Genomic DNA, 5,980 nt, shown 5'->3' with positions numbered 1-5,980 from the left:
ACCGCCCCCCCCCGTTTTATACACTCACATTTTCGGCGGCTGCGTACTTTGTTTAAAAGAGACTGGGATAGAAGAACTCGCGGCGGGGGAGCCGCGGGCGGATGGCCGCCCCCGCCTCGATCCACTGGGCCACCCGCAGTCCGGAGCGGAAGTGCGGGGAACGCGCCTTGATCCACGCACTGTTGACGTACATCTGGCCGGTGATCAGGACGATCAGGAACTGGGCGAACGTGTTCGCGCAGGACTGGGCGTACGTCACGGTCAGGCCCCGGCCGGGAGCCCCGGCGACCACCAGGCACGCCGCGCACAGCATGAGGTAGACGGTGTTGAAGCGGTAGAGGTAGGTCAGTTCGAAGGCCAGCCCGAGCGCGACCACGGCGGCCGCCGCGTGCGGCCACGGACCGAGTGTCAGTGCCGGCGCCGCCGCGAGGCGCAGGACCGTGACCGGGTGGTGCAGTGCCGCCACGAGCGCCACGGCGTCCGGGCCGCGGCGTCGGCCGAGTTCGTAGCGCGAGTACGACCCGTCGGCGAGGAAGTCCCACATGCCCTGGACGAGTTCGCCCAGGAACTTCACCGTGCACGCGACGCCGAGGGCGATCCGGAACAGCTGGAGGTGCGCTTCCTGCGTGGGGTTGTGGAAGAGGTCAGTCAGGGAGCGGAAGAACCACATGTCCGGCCACCACCTCGATCGTCGTCTCGCCGCCCGCGTACCACATGCGTCCCTGCCCGTCGACGCTGTCGTACCTGTCCATCAGGTAGTCGCAGACCGTCTGCAGCTCGGTGGTCGTGAGGGCGAGGCTGTCCCCGGTGGGGAAGAGGTCGAAGACGTTGATCTCTTCGCTCACCCCGTCCTTCGTTCCCGTCAGGTCCACCATGAGGGAACAGCCGTGGCTGAACATCGGCCAGCTGAACACTCCGCCGGGGCGCCGCAGGAATCCCACGACGGCCATCCGGACGACGAGGGCTGCGGTGAGGAGGAGTTCCAGGAGGCCGGTCCAGTCCCTCACCGGTCGGCACTCCTGTCGACGGAGGCCCAGCCGACGAGAGTGACGCCTTCGAGCCGGACGACGGTCTGGGTGGCCAGGAGCCCCGGCATGCCCGGGTCCTCGTAGGGGATGTGGTGAGGGGCGCCGCCGCGTGGGCGCACGCCCCGCCAGGTGCGGGCGAAGGGGATGCCCCGGACCCCGTAGGGGCTGGTCCTGCGCACCTTCAGGACGGCGAACCCGCTGCGCAGGGCGGGACACCTGTCCGTGGCGAGTACCAGGCAGGGCCGGCATACGGGGGGATAGCTCGTGGTGGTGGACGGCGCGCGGTAGCGGCCGACGTCGGCCGCCTCGGCCAGGTCCACGAGCCAGGTCCACCGGCCGTCCGCCGCGGGCCGGGCGCCCTTCCCGCACACCTGGCAGTCCAGGGCCGCCATCGCCCGGCGCTGGCGGCCGCCGTGGACCCGGCCGAAGACCGGGCGGCCGACGCCCTGGGCATCGGTGTGCCGGGCCCACAGGATGCCGCGTTCGTCACGGTCGGCCGGGGTTTCGTCGGCCAGGCAGAGCCGCCCGCGCCGCCAGCGCAGTTCCAGCCGGGGAGCCTGCTCGTGGTCCCAGGCCGTCATGTGGGGGACGATCAGCGGGGGACCGGGTTCCCGGGGTGTCATGGGTCTCCTCGTCACGCGGTCCGGGCCGGGCGGTGCGCGGGCGCAGGCATCGGTTCAGCCGAGCGTCAGCTCGGCGGCGTAACCGCCGTCGCCCTCGCCGATGCGGCTGAGCTTCCAGCCCGTCCCCGCGGTGAACTCGTCCAACTCGGCGGGGGCGAGCGAGAGGTAGTCGAACCAGGGGCTGGCCATCCTGTGGTAGCGCACCCGGATGCGGTCCTGGCCCGCCATGCGTCCGGATGCCACGTTGAGGCGCGCGTAGTCGAGGTGCACCGGGTTGGTGGTCGCCAGTGGATCACTGGTGACGCCCAGCAGCCGTGCGCCGGGTCGTGCGAGGCGCCGGAGAGCGCCCAGCAGGGCCCGGCCGCGTTCCCGGGAGCCGAGGAGGCCGAGGTTGCCGCCGCCGAGGAGGAAGGTGTCGAAGGCGCCGGCCCCGGCGTCGTTCACGTAGTCGAAGACGTCCGCGCACCGTACGTTCGCCCCGCGCGCGCGGGCTATGCCGGTCACGGCGGCGGACGCGTCGATGCCGGCGGTCTCCAGGCCGCGCCCGGCGAGTTCCAGGAGATGGCGGCCCGCACCGCAGCCGATGTCCAGGACCCGGCCGTCGGCCCAGTCCGCCAGCAGCCGTTCGGGAAGGTCCCAGTCGGCGTAGGGGGCGAAGTAGCGGCAGGGGTCGGACCAGCCGATGAAGCCGTCCTCCCGCTCCACGATCTCGGCGGCGCTGCCCGGAGCACCGCCGGCCCGCCAGCACCGCAACAGGAGGGCGCCGAAAGCGTCGTCGCTCTCGGGCGCGGGAGGCGCTGGGGGAGGCGCGGGATGTTCACGAGACACGGCCGGTACCGCCTTACGAGGAGGGGACGAGAACGACGTCGAGCCGGGACAGTTCACGGTGCCGGTAGGTGCCGGTCCACCGGGGCGGCCCGGCGCCGTCCGCCGGAAGGATGTCGTCGAACCGCTCCGCCAGGACACCGAGCGCGACGGCGATCTGGAGGCGGGCCAGCGCGGCGCCCGGGCAGAAGTGGGGTCCCTTGCCGAAGGAGAGGTGGTCCCGGGCGTGGGGGCGGGGCTCCAGGGCCTCGGGGTCGGCGTACCTGCGGTCGTCGCGGTTGGCCGCCCCGAAGGCGAACATCACCTTGTCCCCCGGGTCCAGGACGCGGCCCTCGATCTCCACGGGATGCGCCACCACGCGCAGGGAGGACAGCGGTTCCGGCAGGGACAGGCGGATCAGGTCCTCCAGGAGCGCCTGGCGTTCCGCGGGCTGCGCCCGCGCGTAGCGGGCGAACTCGCCCCGGTGCGTGACGAGCCGGTGGACCGCGTTGGCGAGGGTGCGGCCGGTGTTCTCGAATCCCGCGATGACCAGCATGCCGCAGAGCGAAACGATGTCGTCCTGCGCGATGCCGCCGTCGCGGGCGGCGGCGAGGACGGCGGAGACGACGTCGTCCTGCGGCACGGTGGTCTTCTGCCGGACGAGGCGGCGCAGGTACGGTTCGAGGGCCGCGAGGGCCGTGTCCGCGTCCACGGCGGCCGCCTGCGGGGAGAGCAGGGCGCGGACCCACTGTTCGACGTCGGCCCAGTCTGCCGCGGGTATGCCGAGGACGGTGCAGGTCGAGGCGAGCATCGAGGGCCTGATGAACGCACTGATGAGTTCCGTGGACGCTGCTGCGCCGGGCCGTTCGGGGGCCCGTGCGGCGGGCAGTTGCGCGGCGTGCGACGCGATGATGCGCCGGATCGCCGGGTGGTGTCGCTCCACCGCACGCGCCGAGAGGGCTCCGGCCGCCGGCCTGCGGATCGCGGCGTGTTCGGCGCCGTCGAGATCCAGCAGATTGCGGTCCAGGGCGTTGCGGGTGCCGGAAGCGCCGGCGGCGTAGGCACCGGTCATGACCAGGCGGTCGTCGCCGAGCAGGGCGCGCACGCCCTCGTCGCGGCTGATCAGCCAGACCGGCGTGCCGCTGCGCGTGTGCACCGGACATACGGGGTGCCGGTCGCGCAGCGGGGCGAACAGCGTCTCCGGATCGTGGACGAACTGCGCGGAGTGCAGGATCCGATCGGCGCAGAAGGCGGTGTCGTCGTCGAGGGGCATGCCGGCCTTTCGGTCAGGGGGCTCAGGCTGAGGTCTCTTCGAGGGCGTGCGCCCGCCGGTCCGGGCCGTGCCGGGGAAGGCCGGTCATCAGGATCACGGGAGGCAGCAGCAGTCCGAGCACCGCCAGGAGCAGCGCCGACCGCACGCCGACGGTGGCCCCGGCCACTCCGCCGGCGAAGGCCCCCAGCGGCCGGCCTCCCCACGACAGCCACCGGCCGGCCATCATCACGCGCCCCAGCATGTCGCTCGGACAGGCCATCTGACGGAACGAACGGGCCGCCGTCGTATAGAGGAAGACGAAGAACATGACCACGACGAACGACGCCAGGACGGCTGCTTGTCCGGCCGGGCCGGGGTGCACCGCCAGCGTGACCGCTTCGCACGGCGCGGTGGCGAACGAGCTGACCACCAGCACGCGCGTCATGCCGAAGCGCCGCGTCGCCCGCTGCGCGACCAGGGCGCCCACGACGCCGCCCGCGGCGCCGATTCCGAGGACGAGGCCGGCGGCCTGTGCGGTCCAGTGCAGATGACGCACCACGTAGAGGAGCCACAGCGCGTTCCACGCGGCGAGGAAGAACGAGTCGACTCCGTTGGCCAGTGCAATGGAACGGAACTCGCGGTGTGCGAAGACGAATTTCAGACCCTCGCCCTGCGAGGCGAAAAACCCGGCGCGCGGAATTCCGGCGCCGCGGGGGCGTTCCACCCTCGGCCGTGACACGGCGATGCGCAGCAGGAAGAGAAAGCTGATGGCGTAGGACGCGCCGTCGCCCACCATCGCTGCGGGGGCGCCGACCGCGGCAACGAGGAATCCGGCGAGGGAGGGGCCGACGAGCAAGGCCGTGCTGAACGAGGCGTTGAGCTTTCCCAGGGCCTCCTCCAGCCGGGGTCCTCTGCCGAACAGGTCCGGCGGGAAACCGGAGTGGGCGGCATCGAAGAAGAGGCCGATCGACGCTTCCAGGAACGCGACCAGGAACACGTGCGGCAGCGTGAGGGCGTGCAGGGCCGCGGCCAGCGGGACCGACAACACCAGGAGGCACCGGCCGGCATCGCAGTAGAGCATCAGGGTGCGTTTGTCGCCGCGGTCGGCCACCGTTCCGGCCCACAGGCTGAGCAACAGCTGGGGAAGGGCCGAGGCGGCTCCCAGCAGACCCAGTACGAAGGGTGAGGCGTGCAGGACGGCGAGTGCCGTCAGCGGCAGGGCCAGGGCCGTGACCGCGGTTCCCGTGTCACTCACGAACTGGGCGACGACCAGCCGCCGGAAGTTGTCGTCGCGGAAGATGGATCCAGGATTCTCCGAAGGCACCGGCACGTCTTTCTCGTTCCACGGGAACAGGATCCGTTCAAGGCCCCGACGCCGAGCCGGGTCGGTGATCCCCGGCCCGGCCCCCGGGTCAGGACTTGTACTGGAAGGCGTGCGACGCCATCTTCTGCGGGTCCACCTTGGCCGACCCGGAGAATGCACCCTTTATCATCTGCAGGATTCTCTGCACGATATTCCCCTTTGCCGAGACGGCCTGATGCCGTCAGCACCTGTCATGGGAGCATGCGGCGCGCCGGAGCATCAAGGGCGTGGAGGAATATGGCGAATTCTCCGTATTGATCGTTGATCGAAAGGCAGTCGATATGGGGCTCAGGAGTCGCCTTTGAACACCTGGATGTTTTTGGGACAGAATGAAGCCGCCACATCCGGCCATGATGCTGTCCGTCATCCGCTCGCGCGGCGTCCGGGACGGGGCCGGGGCGGGGCCCGGACGCAGGTGGGGGCCGGGCCGGGGAGGCTCGGCAGAGGTGCGGGTCGCCCGGCCGTGACCTCACCCGGGGCGGCCCGGCGGGCTGTGAGTTGGCTGTGAAGCGAGGTGCTCCGGGGGGCCGGGGTGTGGGATGAGTGCGGACAAGTTCTATATTCGTATGAACCATCCGCGCGCGGCCGCGCTGCGGTGATCATGGGGGACGACTGCGTTGGCCGATACCGACACCGTTCCGGACGCCAGGACCGAGTCCCGGAGCACCCGCAAGGCGCGCAGGAAGTCGCGCAACCGCCGCCGCATCGGCATGGGCGTGGCGGTGATCGCCGTGGGCGGGGCCGCCGTGGGCGCGTACGCCTTCACGCTGGGCGGCTCCGCCGGCGCGGCCCGGGGCGACGCCAAGCTCGCGGCCTCGGGCGCCGCCGCCGACGCGGCCGCCGCCAAGGGCCCCGAGGAGGCCTGGGACGGCAAGGTCAAGGTCCTCGGGGACGGCTCCACCTCGTACAC

The 5,980-nt window shown here is 71.6% G+C and carries 6 protein-coding genes and 1 pseudogene; 1 reads left to right on the top strand and 6 read right to left on the bottom strand.

Features of this window, described 5'->3' with window-relative positions; all coding sequences use genetic code 11:
* Positions 1-52: 52 nt before the first annotated feature.
* The 6 genes from ACFXA3_RS32745 to ACFXA3_RS32720 are packed head-to-tail and all read right to left on the bottom strand — an operon-like array spanning position 53 to position 5,037.
* Positions 53-670: a hypothetical protein gene (locus ACFXA3_RS32745; RefSeq protein WP_385192806.1), complete on the bottom strand. Its 618-nt coding sequence runs from the start codon at positions 668-670 to the stop codon at positions 53-55.
* Positions 645-1,007: a hypothetical protein gene (locus ACFXA3_RS32740; RefSeq protein ID WP_385192804.1), complete on the bottom strand. Its 363-nt coding sequence runs from the start codon at positions 1,005-1,007 to the stop codon at positions 645-647. The genes ACFXA3_RS32745 and ACFXA3_RS32740 overlap by 26 nt, the downstream gene beginning before the upstream one ends.
* The gene (locus ACFXA3_RS32735; RefSeq protein WP_385192801.1) at positions 1,004-1,651 is read right to left on the bottom strand and encodes a hypothetical protein; all 648 of its coding nucleotides are present in this window, start codon (positions 1,649-1,651) and stop codon (positions 1,004-1,006) included. The genes ACFXA3_RS32740 and ACFXA3_RS32735 overlap by 4 nt, the downstream gene beginning before the upstream one ends.
* 54 nt (positions 1,652-1,705) lie before the next feature.
* Positions 1,706-2,479, bottom strand: a complete 774-nt coding sequence (locus tag ACFXA3_RS32730; RefSeq protein WP_385192799.1) for a class I SAM-dependent methyltransferase — start codon at positions 2,477-2,479, stop codon at positions 1,706-1,708.
* A 13-nt stretch (positions 2,480-2,492) separates the two neighbouring features.
* Positions 2,493-3,728: a cytochrome P450 gene (locus tag ACFXA3_RS32725; protein WP_385192797.1), complete on the bottom strand. Its 1,236-nt coding sequence runs from the start codon at positions 3,726-3,728 to the stop codon at positions 2,493-2,495.
* A 22-nt stretch (positions 3,729-3,750) separates the two neighbouring features.
* Entirely contained in the window at positions 3,751-5,037 is a 1,287-nt protein-coding gene (locus ACFXA3_RS32720; protein ID WP_385192794.1) for an MFS transporter, read from the bottom strand.
* Between the two features lie 650 nt (positions 5,038-5,687).
* On the opposite strand from ACFXA3_RS32720, the pseudogene ACFXA3_RS32715 reads away from it, so the two are divergent.
* Positions 5,688-5,980 (top strand): annotated as a pseudogene (locus ACFXA3_RS32715) (hypothetical protein); the annotation flags it as partial.

Source organism: Streptomyces sp. NPDC059456 (assembly GCF_042750055.1).
Lineage (GTDB): Bacteria > Actinomycetota > Actinomycetes > Streptomycetales > Streptomycetaceae > Streptomyces.
Note: the sequence above shows the minus strand (reverse complement) of the source record. Positions and strands in the feature narration are given on the sequence as shown.

Excerpts from the sequence above, each read along its gene's own strand:
- ACFXA3_RS32745 (WP_385192806.1), bottom strand. The coding sequence starts at position 670 with ATGTGGTTCTTCCGCTCCCTGACTGACCTCTTCCACAACCCCACGCAG.
- ACFXA3_RS32735 (WP_385192801.1), bottom strand. The coding sequence starts at position 1,651 with ATGACACCCCGGGAACCCGGTCCCCCGCTGATCGTCCCCCACATGACG.
- ACFXA3_RS32725 (WP_385192797.1), bottom strand. The coding sequence starts at position 3,728 with ATGCCCCTCGACGACGACACCGCCTTCTGCGCCGATCGGATCCTGCAC.